This window comes from Pseudoxanthomonas mexicana (assembly GCF_010093385.1).
GTDB lineage: Bacteria > Pseudomonadota > Gammaproteobacteria > Xanthomonadales > Xanthomonadaceae > Pseudoxanthomonas_A > Pseudoxanthomonas_A mexicana.
The window spans coordinates 1-17,533 of the sequence record NZ_PDWV01000030.1 but is presented as its reverse complement, the minus strand read 5'-3'; the positions used below and the strand labels follow the sequence as shown (position 1 = coordinate 17,533).

Sequence of the window (17,533 nt, the reverse complement as noted above, 5' to 3'; positions counted from 1 at the left end):
GGCACGTGCAATCCAAAGGACGCTCGATGAGTTTGATGACCTGGTTCGAAACGTTGCTGGTGGTGGCCACGCTGGGCAGCGGCGCGGTGTGGCTGCTGGATGCCCTGTTCTTCGCCAAGCGCCGCAAGGCCCAGGGCGGGCTGCTGGACGAGGAACCGGTGCTGGTCGACTACTCGCGCGCCTTCTTCCCGGTGCTGGCGGTGGTCCTGGTGCTGCGCAGCTTCATCGCCGAGCCGTACAAGATCCCGTCCAGCTCGATGATGCCCAACCTGCTGATCGGCGACTTCATCCTGGTCAACAAGTTCTCCTACGGCCTGCGCCTGCCGATCACCAACCAGAAGTTCGTGGCCATCGGCGAACCGGCGCGCGGCGACGTGGTGGTGTTCAAGCCGCCGCACGACCCCGAGAACAACTGGATCAAGCGGGTGATCGGCCTGCCCGGCGACAAGGTGGGCTTCCATGGCGACACCGTCTACCTGAACGGCCAGCCGCTGAAGTACGAGACCCTGGGCGAGTACGACGGCGCCGACGGGCGGGCCGAGGCGTTCGGCGCCACCCTGCTGCGCGAGGACCTGCCCGGTCGGCCGCACACCATCCTGGAAAGCGTGGGCGTGCCCCCGCCGGGGGGCGGCGAGGGGGACTGGGTGGTTCCGCCGGGCCACTATTTCGTGATGGGCGACAACCGCGACAACAGCCTGGACGGCCGTTTCTGGGACTACCATTTCCTGCCGGAGCAGAACCTGCGCGGCAAGGCGTTCCTGGTCTGGCTGAACTGCCAGGGCTGGTTCTGCAAGAATGGCTTCGATGCCTCGCGCATCGGCAACGGCATCGAGTAAGCGGTCCAACATCCACGGGGCAAGCACGGGGGAAGCACGATGAAGCGAAACCAGAGTGGCATGACGTTGTTGGGATTCCTGCTGGTACTGGTGGTGGTGGGCTTCGCCGCCTTCATCGCCATGCGGCTGTTCCCGATGTACCAGGAGTTCTACGCGGTCAAATCCTCGCTCAAGGGCGTGGCGGCCGAACCCGGCGAGTCCGACATGGACCCGGCCAAGATCCAGGACCTGTTCTTCCGCCGGCTGTACATCAACTATTCCGAGAGCGTGAAGCCTTCCCACGTGAAGATCGAGCGCATGGACGGTGGCTGGAAGATGAGCGTCAGCTACGAAGTGCGTCGTCCGCTGGTGGGCAACCTGGACGTGGTCGGCAAGTTCGACGCGTCCGAGCCGCTGACGCGGCGCGCGCCGGAATAAGGAGTTGGCGGTTGACCGCATCGGCCATGCCTTCGTCGACCAGGGCCTGCTCGCGCAGGCCCTGACGCATCGCAGCGCGGGTGCGCCGCACAACGAGCGGCTGGAGTTCCTGGGCGACGGCGTGGTCAATCTGCTGATCGCCGAGGCGCTGTTCCAGCGTTGGCCCAAGGCGGACGAAGGTGCCATGACCCGGGCACGGGCCGAACTGGTCCGCGAGGCGTCGCTGGCCACCATCGCGCGCGCGCTGCAGCTGGGCGAGCGCCTGACGATGGGCCCGGGCGAAATGAAATCCGGCGGCCACCGCCGCGATTCCATCCTGGCCGATGCGCTGGAGGCGGTGGTCGCGGCCATCTACCTGGACAGCGGCTATGAGACCTGCCGGGCCGTGGTGCTGCCGTGGTTCGAGACCGCGCTGGCGGCGCTGCCGGTCGGACGGCCGGAGAAGGACGCCAAGACCCGGCTGCAGGAATGGCTGCAGGGACGCCAGCGTCCTTTGCCCCTCTACGAACTGGTGCTGGAAAGCGGCGACGACCACGCCAAGCAGTTCGTCGCCCGGTGCACCACGCTGGATCCACCGCTGACGGCGGACGGCGAAGGCACTTCCCGTCGCAACGCCGAACAGGCCGCCGCCGCGGCCCTGCTCGAGAAGCTCGACATTTCCAGATGAGTACCCCCCGGTGAGCGATTCCCCTTCCCACCGCAGCGGCAGCGTTGCCGTGATCGGTCGCCCCAACGTGGGCAAGTCCACCCTGACCAACGCCCTGGTGGGCGCCAAGGTCAGCATCACTTCCAACCGGCCGCAGACCACCCGGCACCGCCTGCTCGGCATTGCCACGTTCGCCGCCGGCAAGGGCCGGCCGGCCGGGCAGATCGTGCTGGTCGACACCCCCGGCCTGCACAAGCAGCAGGGCAAGTTCTCGGCATCGGCCATGAGCCGGGTGATGAACCGGGCCGCGCGCGGTGCGCTGGAAGAGGTCGATGCCGCGCTGATGGTGGTCGAAGCCGGCCGCTGGGACGAAGAAGACACGCTGGCCTACAACGTGCTGCGCGACGCCGGCATCCCGGTGGTGCTGGTGGTCAACAAGGTCGATCGGCTGAAGGACAAGGCCGCGCTGCTGCCGTTCCTGGCCCAGGTGGGCCAGGAGCGCGAATTCGCCGCGGTGCATCCGGTATCGGCGCTCAAGCGCAATGGCCTGGAGGCCCTGGTCAAGGACGTGCTGGGCCTGTTGCCGGAAGCGCCGCCCGCGTTCGGCGAGGACGAGATCACCGACCGCAGCGAGCGTTTCCTCGCCGCCGAACTGGTGCGCGAGCAGCTGATGCGCCAGCTCGGTGCGGAACTGCCGTACGCCACCACGGTCGAGATCGAGCACTTCACCACCGAGGATTCGCCCAAGGGCGAACTGGCCCGCATCGGTGCGGTGATCTGGGTGGAACGCGAAAGCCAGAAGGCCAGCGTGATCGGCAAGGGCGGCGCACGCCTGAAGGACATCGGCAGCAAGGCGCGCCAGCAGATGGAGCATCTGTTCGGCCGCAAGGTCTTCCTGGAAACCTGGGTGCGCGTGCGCGAAGGCTGGTCGGACGACGAGACCGCGTTGAAGGCCTTCGGCTACGAATAAGGTGTCGCACCCCTGATGCGCATCACGGGCGAGCCCGCCTTCGTCCTGCACGCGCGCCCCTGGCGCGAGACCAGCCTGCTGGTCGAAGTGCTGGGCAACGACCACGGGCGCATCGGTCTGGTCGCACGCGGGGTGCAGGGCCCGAAGCGGCATGTGCTGCGCGCCGCGCTGCAGCCCCTGCAGTGCATCCGGCTGGACGTCGACCTGCGCGGCGAGCTGGGCCGGCTGGTCGCCGCCGAGGCGCTGGACGCTGCACCACAGCCGGCCGGGGACGCGATGCTGGCGGCGTTCTACCTCAACGAACTGGTGCTGCGCCTGGCGCCACGGCACGACCCGCTTCCTGCCCTGTTCGAAGCCTATGCGGACGCGCGCGAGGGCCTGCGGCAGCGCGAAGGCCTGGCGTGGACCCTGCGACGCTTCGAGCGCGACCTGCTGGAGGCGCTGGGCGTGGGCTTTGCGCTGGACGAGGACGCCGAGGGCGATCCCATCGATCCTGCGGCACGTTACCGGCTCGATCCCGAGCAGGGGCCGCGCCGCCTGCTCAGCGACCGCGGGCACGAAGAGCGGAGTCGGGCCGCGACCGGTCGGGCGTTGCTCGCGCTTGCCCGTGATGTGCGGCCGTCGGCGGACGACCTGGCCAGCCTGCGCCTGCCGCTGCGGTCCGTGCTGGCGCACCACCTGGGCCCGCGCGGGCTGAAGTCGTGGGAAATGATCGGCGACCTGGGCCGGCTGAAGCGCGCGGGCCCGTCGGCCGGGTAGGGCTCAGGACGCGGGCGCGAGCAGGCGGGCGCAGGCCGCAGCGAAGGCCGCGCGAAGGTCCCGATCCGCCGGCGCGGCGTGCCAGCGCGAGGCGATCGCCGCCAACGCGGTTGCACCCGCGAAACCGCAGCTGGCCTGCAGCCGATGCAACTGGGCGCGCAGCGCGGCATGGTCGCTGCGGTCGAAGGCCGCCAGGCAGGCGCTGCGGGTGGTGGGCAGTTCGGACAGGAACAGCTGCCGCACGCTGGCCACGTGCTCCGGGTTGCCGGCCAGCGCCGTCAGCGCCGCACGATCGTCCCAGTCGGCAGCGTCGCTTGGCTCGTCACTCCCGCCGCGCAGGGCAGCGCGCAGCGCATCAACCAGCGCCTGTGCCGACAGGGGTTTGATCAGGACCTCCGCGAAACCCGCCTGCAGTAGCGCGTCGCGCGTGGCTGCCGTGGCGTCGGCGGTGTGCGCCAGCGCGCTGGCGGCCGCATCGGTCTCACGCAGGTGCTGCAGCAGCCAGGTGCCGCTGCCATCCGGCAGGTTGGCGTCGATCAGCCAGGCGTCGAACGGTCCGCTCGCCGCCAGCGCCTGCGCGCAGTCCTCCGCGACATGCACCCGTGCCGGCAGTGTCGCCAGCGCGGCCGACAGGAAGGCCGCACTGATGCGATCGTCTTCCACCAAGAGGATCGACGGCATCGTACCGGGAGCGGAGTTCATGGCGGGGCTTCCTGCGGATCGGGGCCATTCTAGCCTCGGAGTGCCATTCGGCCGCCATGCGACAATACGGCCCCTTCCGACTCACGCAGCCTGACGCCACGTGGCACGCACCCGTTCCCCCCGCATCGACAAGACCCCCTTCGAAGCCATCATCACCGACCTGACCCACGACGGCCGCGGCGTCGCCCGCCGCGATGGCAAGGCGGTATTCGTGTCGGGGGCGCTGCCGGGCGAGCGCGTGATGGCCGAGCAGACCGCGAAGAACCGCCACTTCGACGAGGCCAGGACGCTGGACGTGCTGGAGGCCTCGCCCGACCGCGTGGCACCGCGCTGCCGGCATTTCGGAACCTGCGGCGGTTGCGTCCTGCAGCACATGGACGAGACGCGGCAGATCGAAGCCAAGCAGCGCGTGCTGATGGAGAACCTGGAGCGCATCGGCCATGTGTCGCCGAAGTCCGTGCTGCCGCCGTTGACCGGCGCCAGCTGGGGCTACCGCCGGAAGGGGCGTTTCTCCGTGCGCCGAGTCAACAAGAAGGACAGGACGCTGGTCGGTTTCCGTGAACAGGATCCGCGCTTCGTCGCCGACCTGTCCGAATGCCACACGGTCATTCCGGAGATCGGCGGCAAGGTGGCGCAGCTGGCCGCCCTGGTCGAAAGCCTGGACGCGCGCGAGCACATCCCGCAGATCGAATTCATCGCCGGCGACGCGGGCGAAGATTTCAGCGGCGTCGCGCTGGTGTTCCGCCACCTGCAGCCGCTGAGCGAGGGCGACCGCGCCAGGCTGGCCACATTCGGCCAGGCCAATGCTTTCGCCATTTTCCTGCAGCCGGGAGGCGTGGAAAGCGTCCACGCACTGTGGCCCGATGCACCGCAACTGGCATTCGCACTGGCGCCCTGGGACGTGTCGCTGGCGTTCCGGCCGCTGGATTTCATCCAGGTCAATGCCGCGCTCAACGAGAAGATGATCGCGCGCACGTTCGAGCTGCTCGATCCGCAACCACAGGACCGCGTGCTGGACCTGTTCTGCGGCCTGGGCAATTTCACCCTGCCGATGGCACGCCTGGTGGGCGAGGTCGTCGGCGTGGAGGGCGAGGCCGGGCTGGTAACGCGCGCCCGCGACAACGCGCAGCGCAACGGCCTGTCGAACGCGCAGTTCCATGCCGCGGACCTGACCCAGGACCAGCGCGGCACGGCGTGGATGCGTCAGGGCTTCGACAAGCTGCTGCTGGATCCGCCGCGCTCGGGTGCCATCGAAGTGCTGCAGCAGCTGCCGCTGAAACAGTTCGACCGCATCGTGTACGTCAGCTGCCACCCCGGCTCGCTGGCGCGCGATGCCGGCTACCTGGTCAACGAGCAGGGATACGCGCTGGTGTCGGCGGGCGTGATGGACATGTTCCCGCATACGGCGCACGTGGAGTCCATTGCCCTGGTCGAGAGGCGCTGATGGGCATCGAAATCGAACGCAAGTTCCTGGTCGCCGGCGACGGCTGGCGCGCGGCCGCGCACGCGGTCGTGCCCATGGCCCAGGGGTACATCAACGACATGGGCGCGATGGACCGCGGCGAGCAGAAGGCCTCGGTGCGGGTACGCATCCAGGGCGACGAAGCATTCCTCAACCTGAAGTCGCGCGAGCTGGGCCACACCCGCCAGGAATTCGACTACCGCATTCCGGTGGACGATGCGCGCGCGTTGCTGGCGCTGTGCGGCGGTGGGTTGGTGGACAAACGGCGGCATCTGGTCCGGTACGGTGGCCATCTGTGGGAAGTGGATGAGTTCCTGGGCGAGAACGCCGGCCTGGTGGTCGCCGAGATCGAACTGGATCATGCCGACGAGGCATTCGAGCGGCCGGACTGGCTGGGAAGCGAAGTGACCGACGATCCGCGCTACTACAATCTGGCGCTGGCCAGCCATCCGTACACGCGCTGGGCCAGGTGATCGCGTATCGCACGGGCGCATCCGTGCGGGAGGGTGGCGCGTAGGAGGCGGTAAACCGCTGCCACAGCCGCCATGCGCCGCAAGTCCGACCTGCCCAGCAAGCCCTGCCGCACCTGCGGTCGCCCATTCACCTGGCGCCGCAAGTGGCGCGACATCTGGGATGAGGTGGCGCATTGTTCGGAACGCTGCCGACGGCAGCGGGGCCAGCGGAAGTGACGCCCTCGGAACACGGGCGGAGCGCGCCGCCCGCCCACACGCTCCGCCTGATCCTCGGCGACCAGCTGGACCCGCAGCATCCCTGGTTCGCGCGGGTGGATCCCGGCGTCCTGCACGTGATGATGGAGATGCGGCAGGAAACCGACTACGTGCTGCACCACGCGCAGAAGATCCTGGCGATCTTCGCGGCCATGCGTGCCTTCGCCGCCCGCCTGCGCGCGCAGGGTCACCGGGTCCGCTATGTCGCCATCGACGACCCCAGCAACCGCCAACGGCTGACGGAGAACCTGGACGCGCTGCTCGCGCTCCACGGCGCCTCTACGTTCGCCTACCAGCCCGCCGACGAGTGGCGACTGGACACGCAATTGCGCGACTGGGCGGCCACGCTCCCCATCGCGGTGGAACGCGCGGCGGACGCGCACTTCCTCGCCGCGCGCGACGAGGCGGGTCGGCTGTTCGGTGCACGCCGGCAATGGCGCATGGAAACCTTCTACCGCCACATGCGACGCCGGCTGGGCGTGTTGCTGGAACCCGACGGGACGCCGGCCGGTGGACGCTGGAACTTCGACCAGGACAACCGTGCCGCCTGGCCCGGCACGCCGCCTGCGCCCGCGGACTGGCGCAGGCCACACGATCACCGCGCCCTGTGGCACACCATCGAGGCCGCGGGCGTGGCCAGCTTCGGCGCTCCGCAGGCCGATGCGCTGCGCTGGCCGCTGGACCGCGACGAGGCGCTGGCCGATCTGGACGCCTTCGTCGAACAGGCATTGCCCCGGTTCGGCCAGTACCAGGATGCGATGAACACCCAGGCGCCGCGCCTGTTCCACTCGCTGCTCTCGTTCGCCCTGAACACGAAGATGCTGCGTCCGGCCGAGGTGATCGCGCGCGCCGAGGCGGCATGGCGCGCGGGACATGCGCCGCTGCCCGCGGTGGAGGGCTTCATCCGCCAGATCCTGGGGTGGCGCGAATACGTACGTGGCGTGTACTGGGCGAAGATGCCCGGCTACGTGGCGCTCAATCACTTCGGCCACGACACGCCGTTGCCGGACTGGTTCTGGACCGGCCGCGTGCGCATGCGCTGCCTGGCCGATGCCATCGGACAGTCCTTGGCGCAGGCGCATGCGCACCACATCCAGCGCCTGATGGTGATCGGCAATTTCTCGCTGCTGGCCGGCCTGGACCCGCAGGCTTTGCATCGCTGGTACCTGGGCGTGTACATCGATGCGTTCGAGTGGGTGGAGCTGCCCAACACGCTGGGAATGAGCCAGTTCGCCGATGGCGGACGGCTGGCCAGCAAGCCCTACGTCAGTGGCAGCGCCTATCTGCATCGCATGAGCGACTACTGCAACGGTTGTCCTTACGACCGCCGGCAGCGCACGGGCGCGCGCGCCTGTCCGTTCAATGCCCTGTACTGGGACTTCCTGGACCGGCACCAGGTCGTCCTGCAAAGCAATCCCCGCATGGCGCTGGCCTACCGCCAGCTGGCGCGGATGGACGGCGCCGTGCGCGAGGCGCTGTCGGCGCAGGCCCGGCAGGCCCGCGGCACGCTGGGAGCCCTGTGAGGCCGCACGCCGGCGCTGGCGCGTGAAAGCCCGCATCTGACGGCCGCGCGGGCTTCTGCGACAATGCGGGCTCCGCGCCCCTTGGCGCCGCTTCGAGGCTTTCCCCGCAATGCTCGTCATCGGCATCGCCGGCACCGAACTCACCGCGCAGGAGCGCGACTGGCTGCAGCACGACGCCGTGGCCGGCGTCATCCTGTTCACCCGCAACTTCGCCTCGCGTAGCCCGGTGGCCGAGCTGTCGCAGGCCATCCGCGCTGCCGCGCCGCGCCCGCAGCTGGTCTGCGTGGACCAGGAAGGCGGGCGCGTGCAGCGCTTCCGCGACGGCTACAGCGATCTGCCGGCCCTGGAGGGCTTCGGCAAGCTGTATGCGCAGGATCCGACGCTGGCCCTGCAGCGTGCCGAAGAGCACGCCTGGCTGATGGCCAGCGAGATCATCGCCAGCGGCGTGGACTTGAGCTTCGCCCCGGTCGTGGACCTGGCCCGCGGCAACCGCGCGATCGGCAACCGTGCGTTCGACGCCGATCCCCAGGTGGTCGCCGACTTCACGCGCGCCTACGTGCGCGGCATGCACAGCGCCGGCATGGCGGCCACGCTGAAGCATTTCCCCGGCCACGGCACCGTGCTGGAAGACACCCATTTCGACGATGCCGTCGATCCGCGCCCGCTCGACGTGTTGCGTGCCGAGGACCTGGTGCCGTTCGTGGCGGGCATCGAGGCCAAGGCCGACGCCGTGATGATGGGGCACGTCAAATACCCCGCCGTCGCCCCGGAGCCGGCCGGCTATTCGCCGTTCTGGATCCAGAAGATCCTGCGCGAGGAAATGGGTTTCCGCGGCGTGGTGTTCTCCGACGACATCGGCATGGCCGCGGCGTTCTCCGCTGGTGGCGTGAAGCAGCGCATCCACGACCATCTGGATGCGGGCTGCGATGTGGTGCTGGTCTGCTCGCCCAAGCTGGTCGAGGAATCGCTGAAGGCGGTGGAAGGCCGCGCGCTGAATACCGCCGCCGTTCTCGGCGTGCTGGGTCGCGGTGCGCTGGGATGGGATGGGTTGATCGCGGATGCGCGCTACGGCCAGACGCAGTCGCGCGTGATCGAAAGTCTGAAAGGAGTGGCTTGATGGAATCGCTGGGCAATCCGCGGCCGAAGCTGGCCGATGCGCTGGCCAACGCCGACCTGCTGGTCGATCGCGCGACGATCGACCGGACCATCGCGCAGATGGCCGCGCCCATCGCGCGCGACTACGCCGGTGAGGTGCCGGTCTACCTGACCATCATGCACGGTGCGCTGCCGTTCGCCGGCCAGCTGGCGCTGGAACTCGGCGCGCGCGGCCTGAACCTGGAGTTCGACTACCTGCACGCCACCCGTTACCGCGGCGAGACCACCGGCGGCGAACTGGTGTGGAAGCACCGACCGGTGACCGCGCTGTACGGCCGCCGCGTGCTGCTGGTGGACGACATCCTGGACGAAGGCCATACGCTGCTGGCGGTGAAGCAGTGGTGCCTGGAGCAGGGCGCCACCGACGTGCGGATCGCCGCGCTGACCACCAAGCAGCACGACCGCTGCGTGGAGGGCATCAGTGCCGATTACGTGGGCATGCAGGTCCCCGACCGCTATGTGTTCGGTTTCGGCATGGACTACCACGAGCAGGGACGCAACCTGCCGGGCATCTACGCGCTGAAGGACTGAGCCATGGCCGACATCGCGCTTGCCGTCATCGGCGGCACCGGCGTCTACCGGCTGGCCGACCTGCAGGACGTGGAGACGCGGGTGCTGGACACGCGCTTCGGCGCGCCTTCCGGACCGGTCCGCATCGGCACGCTCGAAGGCCGGCGCGTGGCGTTCCTGGCCCGTCATGGCGAGGGGCATTCGGTACCCCCGCACCAGGTCAACTACCGCGCCAACCTGCAGGTCCTGAAGGACATCGGCGCCACCCGCGTGCTGGCGCTCAACACCGTGGGCGGCATCACCGATGCCTACGGCCCGCGCGTGCTGGCCTGTCCCGACCAGCTGATCGACTACACCTGGGGCCGTATCTCGACGATCTGCGAAGAACCGGGCAGCGACGTTCTGCATGTCGATTTCGGTGATCCCTACACGCATTTACTTCGCCGGCAGGTGGTGGACGCGGCGCGCGCCTGCGGCGTGGAACTGGTCGATGGCGGCTGCTATGGCGCCACCCAGGGGCCGCGGCTGGAGACGCGTGCGGAGATCCGCCGGATGCGGCGCGACGGCTGCGATCTGGTCGGCATGACAGGCATGCCGGAGGCGGGCCTGGCCCGCGAAATGGGCCTGGAATACGCATGCCTGGCCATCGTCGCCAACTGGGCGGCGGGCTGCGGAGCGGACGAGGAGATCACCATGGATGAGGTGCTGGCGAACGTCGCTGCGGCCTCGGCCGGTATCCCCGCCCTGATCGCCGCGGTGGCGCGCGGGTGATTGTCAACGCGCGCGAGCCTTTGCATACTCGACCGGTGTGACCTCCCGTCACACACACCACCCGCATCCAGAAAAGGAAATACAAGCGCTATGCCGTACGGTACCGTGAAATGGTTCAACGATGCCAAGGGCTTCGGATTCATCGCGCCAGAAGATGGCAGCGCCGATGTCTTTGCGCACCACACCGCCATCAATGCCAAGGGCTTCCGCAGCCTGCAGGAAGGCCAGCGCGTCAGCTACGAGCTGACCCAGGGCCCGAAGGGCGCACAGGCGTCCAACATCACGCCGGCCGCCTGATCCAAGACGATTTTCTTGAACCCCGCTCCGGCGGGGTTTTTTAACGCCTGCATTCCGGACCCCTGCGCCGGCGCTACAGAGAAGCCGTCTGAGTGAAACCGCTGCACATCGCCATCGTCGGTTACGGCACTGCCGGCCAGGCCGCCGCGCTGCTGCTCGCGCGCGACGGACACCGGGTGGAGGTCTTCGAACGTGCGCCGGAACCGGGTCCGGTCGGCGCGGGTTTCCTGCTGCAGCCGACCGGCCTGCAGGTGCTGTGGGAACTGGGCCTGTTGCCCGAGGTGATGACGCATGGCCGACGGGTCAATCGCCTGTACGGCGAAACGCCGTGCGGTCGCGCCGTGATGGACATGCGGTACAGCGGTCTGGATGCGCGCCTGTTCGGCCTGGGCATGCAGCGTGGCGCGTTGTTCACGCTGCTGGCGGATGCGTGGGTGGGGCAGGGTGTGCTCCACCCCGGCCACGCGATCGACGCCATCAGCGACGACACCCGCCGCATTCGTGATCCGCACGGCCGCTGGCACGGTCCGTTCGACCTGGTGGTCGCAGCGGACGGATCGGCCTCGCGCCTGCGTGGCGCCACCGGCGCGGTGAAGCGCGAGGCGGTGTATCCGTGGGGCGCGCTTTGGCGTCTGCTGCCGCAGGGCGACTGGGCGTGGGGCGACGAACTGCGGCAACGCTACGTCGCCGCGCGCAAGATGATCGGCCTGCTGCCGGTAGGTACGCGCCCCGGCGACGACACGCCGCGTCTGAGCTTCTTCTGGAGTCTGCCCGTTGCCGACTTCGATGGCTGGCGTGCGCGCGGACTGCCGGCATGGCGCGACGAGATCGCCCGTCTGTGGCCCGAGGCGGACGCCCGTCTGGCCGATACGGTCGACCCGGACCAGTTGGCGCGCGCGAGCTATCGCGACGTCACCCTGCGTCACTGGCATCGTGATCGTCTGGTCGTGCTGGGCGACGCCGCACACGGCATGAGCCCGCAGCTGGGGCAGGGCGTCAACATGGCGCTGATGGACGCGATGGCCCTGCGCGACGCACTGCGCCTGCAGGCCGATGTCGCGCCGGCCCTGCAGGCCTACCAGCGACAGCGGCAGGCCCATGTCGGCGTCTACCAGTTCTGGAGCCGCTGGCTGACACCGATCTTCCAGTCCGATCTCGACTGGGTCGCGCATGCGCGCGATGTCGCCTTCCTGCCTGCGGGCCGCCTGCCCGGCGGGCGCGGCCACATGCTGCGCGTGCTCAGCGGCATCCAGCACGGTTTCCTCGGTACGCTGGCGCTGAAGCCGGACTTCATGCGGGCGCTCGACGGCATCCGGGCTCCCGCATCGGGAAAGATGTAACCCGCGCTGCGAGAAGCGCGCACGTTCGCCACGGGGAGCGAGGTGCGGGTGCCGGCCGCAGGCGTCGCGGAATTGCGCGAGAATCGGCCGGACGCGCAGCGGGAGCCGGTGATGGACGACCTACCTTCTTTCGAAACCCATCGGGTCGACAACCAGCCGCCTCCGTTCGAGCCGCGCGACCTGTGGGCGGACGACCTGGCGCTGCGCGAGGCGGTCGCGCGCGAGGGCGCTTCCGCCTTCGCATCGCGGCTCGCGGCTTACGGGGCACTGGCCGGCGATGAACTCTATCGGCTGGGCTTCGACGCCAATCGCGACCGGCCGCGCCTGCGCACCCACGATCGCCATGGCCGGCGCATCGACACGGTCGAATTCCATCCCGCCTACCATCGCCTGATGGAGGCCGCGAAGGCGCATGGGGTGGCGGGGCTGTCGTGGCACGAACCCGGACCTGGCGCGCACGTCGCGCGCGCGGCGCTGAGCTACCTGCATCACCAGGCCGAAGCCGGCACCAGCTGCCCCCTGACGATGACGCATGCCGCAGTGCCGGTCCTGCAGCGCGAGCCGCGTCTGGCGCACTGGGCGGCAAAGGCCGCCGCACCGCACTACGATCCGCGCGACATTCCCATCGCCGACAAGGCCGGCATCACCCTGGGCATGGGCATGACCGAGAAGCAGGGCGGGTCCGACGTGCGCGCCAACACCACCACGGCCACGCCGCGTGGCGATGCCTATGTACTGGTCGGGCACAAATGGTTCTTCTCCGCGCCGATGTGCGACGGCTTCCTGGTGCTGGCGCAGGCGCCGGCAGGGCTGAGCTGCTTCCTGATGCCCCGGCGCCTGGACGATGGGGACCGGAACGCATTCCGGCTGATGCGGCTGAAGGACAAGCTGGGCGACGGGTCGAACGCCTCCAGCGCGGTCGAGCTCACCGGCGCGCATGCCTGGCGCGTCGGCGAGGAGGGCCGGGGCGTGGCGACCATCATCGAGATGGTCATGCTGACGCGCCTGGACTGCATGCTGGGCTCGGCGGCGGAGATGCGCATGGCGCTGGCGCAGGCATTGCACCATGCGCACCATCGCCGCGCGTTCGGCAAGCCCTTGGTCGCGCATGCCCTAATGCGCAACGTGCTGGCGGACCTGGCGCTGGAGGCGGAGGCGGCGCTGGTGTTCGCGCTGCGCGTGGCGCGCGCGGTGGACGCAGCCCCGCACGACGCGGATGAGGCGGCATTCGCCCGCATCGCCACCGCCGCCGGCAAGTACTGGATCTGCAAGCGCGCCCCGGCCTTCGTCAACGAGGCGCAGGAGTGCCTGGGCGGCGCAGGGTACGTGGAGGAATCCATCCTACCGCGGCTGTACCGGCAGGCGCCGCTCAACTCGATCTGGGAAGGCAGCGGCAACATCCAGTGCCTCGACGTGCTGCGCGCGCTGGCGCGCGAACCCGGCGTGCTCGATGCAATCGACCGCGAACTCGCGTCCGCTGCGGGGATGGATGCGGCTTACGACGCCTTTGTCGACAGGCTGCGTGCGGCGTTGGCATCCACCGGAGAGGCCGGTGCACGCCTGCTGGTCGAGCGCCTGGCATTGGCGCTGCAGGCCGCGGTGCTGCTGCGCGCGGGCAGCCCCGTGGCGCCGTTGTTCGTGCGCAGCCGGCTGGCGGGCGAACATGGCCTGGCGTTCGGGACGCTACCGGAAGACGCTGAAGTGGAGCCCGTGCTCGCACGGGCATGGCCGGCATTAGACGCTGGCTGCCCGTCCTGCTGACCGCCTTGGGCATCACGGCGCAGGCGCAGGCGCCCGGCGAGCCATCGCCTCCACTGCTGCCTGCCGCCCAGCAAGCGGATGCGATCCATGTGTACAAGGCGCAGCGCCGCATGGACCTGCGGCGCGGCGACCAGGTGATCGCCACCTACCGCATCGTGCTGGGCGGCGTCCCGATCGGGCACAAGCGCGAGCAGGGCGACCAGCGTACGCCGGAGGGCCACTACCGGATCACCTACCGCAATGCACGCAGCCGCTTCCACCTGTCGCTGCGCATTTCCTACCCCGACGAAACCGACCGCCGGCAGGCGCTGGCGCGGGGCGTCGATCCCGGCGGCGACATCATGATCCACGGTGCCACGCCGTCCGGTTCGCGCGTCGACTGGCCGGAGGGCTGCATCGCCGTGACCAACGACGAGATGGATGCGATCTGGCAGCGCGTTCCCGTCGGAACGCCGATCCGCATCATGCCCTGAGAGCGTTCAGCGCGGCGCGGAGCGGGAGGCGAGGGCGCGCGAGCCGGTGATGATCAGGCGGACCATTTCCGACAGCTGGTCGATCAGTTCGGGATCCTTCGCCCGCGGCAGGTCCATGGCGGTGGCGCCCATCGCGAACACCAGCCGGGTGATCGCCTTGGAGACGATCGCGGGCTCGTGGAGCGGGGCGTTGTCGCGTGCGGCCAGCCGCACCAGATCCAGGCACAGTTCCTCTTCGAAGAACTGCAGCTCGCGTTCCACCGCGTGCTTGAACGCGTCCGAGCCCACGTTGCCTTCCCGCAGCAGCACGTGGAGCAGCTTGTCGTCGGCGCGCAGCTGTTCGATGAAGGCTTCCACCGAACCGCGCACCACGCTGCGGTCGGTGCTGGCTGCGCGATGGCGCGCCTCGCCGATGATCTTGCGCAGCGAACGGCCCGCCAGGTCGATCAGGGCCACCGCCAGTTCGTCCATGTCGCGGAACTGGCGATAGAAGCTGTTCGGCGCGATGCCGGCTTCGCGGGCGACCTCGCGCAGGCTGAGCGTGGAGACGCTGCGATGGGGGCCGACCAGTTTCAGGGCGGCCGCCAACAGATCCTCACGCGAAATCGAGGCCTTGCGGCCGGGGCCGTGGTCGTCGGGGGGCAGCGGTTGCGGGGATGAGGTCACGCGGGCGGGCCCGACATACGGAGTGGTAGGGCCATCATAGCCCCGTAAATTAATATACAAGTGTATACACATGCGTCTTTCCGCGGGTATAGTGGGGCCATGAACGCCCAGATCCGTGCACCGGCCCGCCGGCCCGGTCCCCTGAAACGCCTGATCCGTCCGCTGGTCAAGCCGGACGTGTTCGATTTCTGGGCCTCGCGGCTGCATCGCACCTGGACCTGGGAGCGCCCGCTGGCGCGGCTGGTGGCGCGCGAAGCCGCCTCGGCCGACGCCGTGACCCTGCTGTTCAAGCCCAACCGCCACTGGGCCGGCCACCGCGCCGGCCAGCATGTGAACCTGGGTATCGAGATCGACGGCGTCCGCTTGACCCGCAGCTACAGCCTGACCGCGCCGCCGCGTGCCGACGGGCTGCTGCCGATCACCGTCAAGGCGATCGAAGGCGGCAAGGTGAGCCGTCACCTGTGCCATGACGCCCGCATGGGCGACATCGTCGACCTGGGCCAGGCGTTCGGTGAAATGACGCTGCCCGCGTCGCCGCGTGGCGCCTTCCTCCTGCTGGCCGCCGGCAGCGGGATCACTCCGTTGATGGCCCTGGTGCGCGAACTTGCCAGTCAGGGCATGCCGGCCGAGACGACGCTGCTGTACTGGGTGCGCCGGCGTGGGGAGGCCTGCTTCGTGGACGAACTGCGCGCGCTCGCCGCCGCCCATCCCCGCTTCCGTTTCCGCCTGCTGCTCACGCGCGAGGCCGCGCAGGCCATGGACGAGGCCGAAGGCCGGATCGACGACGCGCTGCTGGATGCGCATGCCGGTGACCTGTCCGCACGGCAGGTGATGGCCTGTGGTCCGGGCGGGTTCGTCGAAACTGCGCGCAGCCTGCTGGCATCGCGCGTGGCGACGTTCCAGGCCGAAGCCTTCACCGCGCCGCCGGTGCTGATGGTGGACGAAGGCGAAGTCGACATCCGCCTGCAACGCAGCGGGCGCACGCTGCGGGTGCCGCGCGGCGAATCCCTGCTCGTGGCGCTGGAGCAGCAGGGCCTGAAACCGCCGTCCGGCTGTCGCATGGGCATCTGCAACACCTGCGCCTGCGGCAAGTCGGCCGGCAGCACGCGCCCCCTGCCCAGCGGCGAACTCCTCCACGAACCCACCCAGGCGCTGAAGCTGTGCATCCACAGCGCCGCCACCGACCTCGAGCTGGATCTGTAATGGCCACCCCTGCGACTTCCTCCCGCAACCGCGCGCTGAGCGCGGAAGAACTGGACCGCTTCGGCGCTGAACTCGACGCGTTGCGCGCCCGCACGCTGGCGACCCTCGGCGCGCGCGATGCGCGCTACATCCGCAACGTGGTGAAGGCGGTGCGCTACAGCAACCTGATCGGGCGCGCGCTGCTGTTCGCGGCGGCGATCGCCGGCGGCCTGTGGCTGGCCGACAGCGCGGTCGGCTGGCTGTTCTGGGTGCTGTGGGCGCTGGGTGCGCTGTCGCTCGGCCTGGGCAAGATCCTGGAGAACATGGAGCTGGGCCACAACGTCATCCACGGCCAGTACGACTGGCTGGGCGATCCGCAGCTCAACGGCAAGAGCTACGACTGGGACATCGTCGGCACCGCGGACAACTGGCGGTACACGCACAACTTCCGCCACCACACCTACACCAACGTGCGCGGGCTGGACGACGACATCGGCTACGGCCTGCTGCGCATCTTCCCCGAGCAGAAGTGGAAGCCGTTCTACCTGGCGCAGCCGGTCATCGCGGTGGTGTTCGCGCTGCTGTTCCAGTGGGGCATCGCCATCCAGAACCTCAAGCTGGGCCGCTGGTGGCACGGCAAGATGAGCAGCCGGCAACTGCGCGTCACATCGGCGCCGGTGGTGCGCAAGATGGGCAGGCAACTGGCCAAGGACTACGTGATCTACCCCGCGCTGGCCGGCCCGTTCTTCCTGCCCGTGCTGCTGGGCAACCTGGTCGCCAACGGCCTGCGCAACGTGTGGACCTACGTGATCATCTTCTGCGGCCACTTCACCGCCAACGCCGAGACGTTCCCGAAGGAATGCGTCAAGAACGAATCGCGCGGCCACTGGTACCTGCGCCAGCTGCGTGGTTCGTCCAACCTGCGCGGCGGCTTCCTGATGAACGTGATGTCGGGCAACCTGAGCCACCAGATCGAACACCACTTCTTCCCGGACGTGCCGGCCAACCGTTACGCGGAAATGGCCAAGGAAGTGCGCGCCATCTGCGCGCGCTACGGCCAGCATTACAACACCGGCACGCTGCTCACCCAGTTCGGTCAGGTGTGCTGGCGGATCGTGCGGCACGCCTTCCCCAGCCGGCCGCCGAAGTTCGCCCCGCTGCGGCACGCCGACGCCACCGCGTGAGGCGCGCAGGCGCGCGCGCCTAGCTGTGTAAACCCACCACGTTGTTCAGTGGGATTCGGGTGATGGGTGGCCTGTAGCCAAGGCTGGCATGTGGTCGATGCCAGTTGTAGTGATGAAGCCAGCCCTGCAGCGCGTGGGCTCGCTGTTCGGA

General features: G+C 69.2%; 21 protein-coding genes and 1 pseudogene. 19 read left to right on the top strand and 3 right to left on the bottom strand.

All coding sequences use genetic code 11. The features are described from left to right. The first annotated feature begins 35 nt into the window (after positions 1-35). The 5 genes from lepB to recO are packed head-to-tail and all read left to right on the top strand — an operon-like array spanning position 36 to position 3,628. Positions 36-836, top strand: coding sequence for a signal peptidase I (lepB, locus tag CSC76_RS11750; RefSeq protein WP_162110197.1), 801 nt, complete (start codon positions 36-38; stop codon positions 834-836). Between the two features lie 39 nt (positions 837-875). After that, on the top strand, positions 876-1,253 hold the full coding sequence (locus CSC76_RS11745) for a DUF4845 domain-containing protein (RefSeq protein WP_162110196.1): 378 nt from the start codon (positions 876-878) through the stop codon (positions 1,251-1,253). Positions 1,254-1,257: 4 nt separating this feature from the next. Then, entirely contained in the window at positions 1,258-1,920 is a 663-nt protein-coding gene (gene rnc, locus CSC76_RS11740; RefSeq protein WP_162110195.1) for a ribonuclease III, read from the top strand. 10 nt (positions 1,921-1,930) lie between these two features. Then, positions 1,931-2,869: a GTPase Era gene (gene era / locus CSC76_RS11735; protein WP_162110194.1), complete on the top strand. Its 939-nt coding sequence runs from the start codon at positions 1,931-1,933 to the stop codon at positions 2,867-2,869. 15 nt (positions 2,870-2,884) lie between these two features. Then, positions 2,885-3,628, top strand: coding sequence for a DNA repair protein RecO (gene recO / locus CSC76_RS11730; RefSeq protein ID WP_162110193.1), 744 nt, complete (start codon positions 2,885-2,887; stop codon positions 3,626-3,628). A 3-nt stretch (positions 3,629-3,631) separates the two neighbouring features. Here recO and CSC76_RS11725 read toward each other — a convergent pair whose 3' ends face one another. Next, entirely contained in the window at positions 3,632-4,330 is a 699-nt protein-coding gene (locus tag CSC76_RS11725; protein ID WP_162110192.1) for a response regulator, read from the bottom strand. A 100-nt stretch (positions 4,331-4,430) separates the two neighbouring features. On the opposite strand from CSC76_RS11725, the gene rlmD reads away from it, so the two are divergent. The 11 genes from rlmD to CSC76_RS11670 all read left to right on the top strand — a co-directional run bounded on the left by rlmD (position 4,431) and on the right by CSC76_RS11670 (position 14,350). Continuing rightward, a complete protein-coding gene (rlmD, locus tag CSC76_RS11720; protein WP_162110191.1) occupies positions 4,431-5,774 on the top strand; it encodes a 23S rRNA (uracil(1939)-C(5))-methyltransferase RlmD in 1,344 nt (447 codons plus the stop codon). Continuing rightward, complete coding sequence (locus CSC76_RS11715; protein ID WP_162110190.1) at positions 5,774-6,265, top strand: CYTH domain-containing protein; 492 nt, start codon at positions 5,774-5,776, stop codon at positions 6,263-6,265. The genes rlmD and CSC76_RS11715 overlap by 1 nt, the downstream gene beginning before the upstream one ends. A 72-nt stretch (positions 6,266-6,337) precedes the next feature. Continuing rightward, positions 6,338-6,481, top strand: a complete 144-nt coding sequence (locus CSC76_RS11710; protein WP_162110189.1) for a DUF2256 domain-containing protein — start codon at positions 6,338-6,340, stop codon at positions 6,479-6,481. Then, complete coding sequence (locus tag CSC76_RS11705) at positions 6,478-8,043, top strand: cryptochrome/photolyase family protein (protein WP_238394955.1); 1,566 nt, start codon at positions 6,478-6,480, stop codon at positions 8,041-8,043. Before CSC76_RS11710 ends, CSC76_RS11705 begins: the two co-directional genes overlap by 4 nt. A gap of 109 nt (positions 8,044-8,152) precedes the next feature. After that, entirely contained in the window at positions 8,153-9,160 is a 1,008-nt protein-coding gene (gene nagZ, locus CSC76_RS11700; protein WP_162110188.1) for a beta-N-acetylhexosaminidase, read from the top strand. Then, positions 9,160-9,729, top strand: a complete 570-nt coding sequence (locus CSC76_RS11695; RefSeq protein ID WP_162110187.1) for a hypoxanthine-guanine phosphoribosyltransferase — start codon at positions 9,160-9,162, stop codon at positions 9,727-9,729. Before nagZ ends, CSC76_RS11695 begins: the two co-directional genes overlap by 1 nt. Positions 9,730-9,732: 3 nt before the next feature. Then, entirely contained in the window at positions 9,733-10,479 is a 747-nt protein-coding gene (locus CSC76_RS11690; protein ID WP_162110186.1) for an S-methyl-5'-thioinosine phosphorylase, read from the top strand. Positions 10,480-10,569: 90 nt separating this feature from the next. Beyond that, positions 10,570-10,776, top strand: coding sequence for a cold-shock protein (locus CSC76_RS11685; protein WP_162110185.1), 207 nt, complete (start codon positions 10,570-10,572; stop codon positions 10,774-10,776). Between the two features lie 92 nt (positions 10,777-10,868). Beyond that, complete coding sequence (locus CSC76_RS11680) at positions 10,869-12,116, top strand: FAD-dependent oxidoreductase (RefSeq protein WP_238394954.1); 1,248 nt, start codon at positions 10,869-10,871, stop codon at positions 12,114-12,116. Between the two features lie 111 nt (positions 12,117-12,227). Further along, complete coding sequence (locus CSC76_RS11675; RefSeq protein WP_162110184.1) at positions 12,228-13,877, top strand: acyl-CoA dehydrogenase family protein; 1,650 nt, start codon at positions 12,228-12,230, stop codon at positions 13,875-13,877. Next, positions 13,841-14,350, top strand: a complete 510-nt coding sequence (locus CSC76_RS11670) for a L,D-transpeptidase family protein (protein ID WP_162110183.1) — start codon at positions 13,841-13,843, stop codon at positions 14,348-14,350. The genes CSC76_RS11675 and CSC76_RS11670 overlap by 37 nt, the downstream gene beginning before the upstream one ends. Positions 14,351-14,356: 6 nt before the next feature. On the opposite strand, the gene fabR is transcribed toward CSC76_RS11670, so the two are convergent. Beyond that, positions 14,357-15,016 (bottom strand): HTH-type transcriptional repressor FabR, encoded by a 660-nt coding sequence (gene fabR, locus CSC76_RS11665; RefSeq protein ID WP_379606219.1) that lies wholly within the window; start codon positions 15,014-15,016, stop codon positions 14,357-14,359. A gap of 99 nt (positions 15,017-15,115) precedes the next feature. Here fabR and CSC76_RS11660 point away from each other — a divergent pair, with 99 nt between their 5' ends. The 3 genes and pseudogenes from CSC76_RS11660 (at position 15,116) to CSC76_RS11655 (ending at position 17,382) form a co-directional block, all read left to right on the top strand. Further along, entirely contained in the window at positions 15,116-16,219 is a 1,104-nt protein-coding gene (locus tag CSC76_RS11660; protein ID WP_162110181.1) for a ferredoxin reductase, read from the top strand. After that, positions 16,219-16,417, top strand: a pseudogene (locus tag CSC76_RS19415) (acyl-CoA desaturase); the annotation flags it as partial. The gene CSC76_RS11660 and the pseudogene CSC76_RS19415, both read left to right, overlap by 1 nt. A gap of 50 nt (positions 16,418-16,467) precedes the next feature. Then, a complete protein-coding gene (locus tag CSC76_RS11655; protein ID WP_374501279.1) occupies positions 16,468-17,382 on the top strand; it encodes a fatty acid desaturase family protein in 915 nt (304 codons plus the stop codon). A 19-nt stretch (positions 17,383-17,401) separates the two neighbouring features. Here CSC76_RS11655 and CSC76_RS11650 read toward each other — a convergent pair. Beyond that, on the bottom strand, positions 17,402-17,533 hold a 132-nt coding region (locus tag CSC76_RS11650), incomplete at its 5' end, for an integrase core domain-containing protein (RefSeq protein ID WP_162110179.1).